At 68.9% G+C, this 517-nt stretch carries 1 protein-coding gene; it reads left to right on the top strand.

Features of this window, described 5'->3' with window-relative positions:
• The coding region (locus tag NOD94_RS41340) for a condensation domain-containing protein (RefSeq protein WP_281211382.1) at positions 1-517 on the top strand (517 nt) is incomplete at both ends.

Genomic DNA, 517 nt, shown 5'->3' with positions numbered 1-517 from the left:
TCACCGGCGTGGAGTCGATGGTCGGCCTGTTCATCAACACCCTCCCGGTCCGGGCCCGCCTGGACAACACCGAACCCTTGACCGGGTTCTTCCGCCGCCTCCAGGCAGAACAGGCCCGCCTGCTGGACCACCAGTGGGCAGGACTCGCCGACATCCAACGCTGGGCCGGCCACGCCGAACTCTTCGACACCGCCATGGTCTTCCAGAACTACCCCGTGAGCCCGGGAGCCACGGACACCCGGCTCGACGGCGCCGGACTGCGCATGGACGGCTTCGACGCCGTCGAAAGCACCGACTTCACGATGAACCTCGTCGCCCACACCCGGGACGCCGCACTGCGACTGCACCTCGACTACCGGACGGACGTCTGCGAAGACCGCCTGGCCCGTTCGCTGTCGCAGCGGGTACTGCGTGTCCTGGACGCCCTGGTCAGCGAAGGTGACCAGCCGGTGGGCCGGCTCGACACCCTCGACACCGCCGACCGCGAACGGGTCCTGGTGGAGTGGAACGGCGACGA

It is taken from the genome of Streptomyces sp. Isolate_45, from assembly GCF_024721315.2.
Taxonomy (GTDB): domain Bacteria; phylum Actinomycetota; class Actinomycetes; order Streptomycetales; family Streptomycetaceae; genus Streptomyces.
The sequence above is the reverse complement of the archived record's forward strand: the minus strand, read 5'-3'. Positions and strand labels throughout refer to the sequence as shown.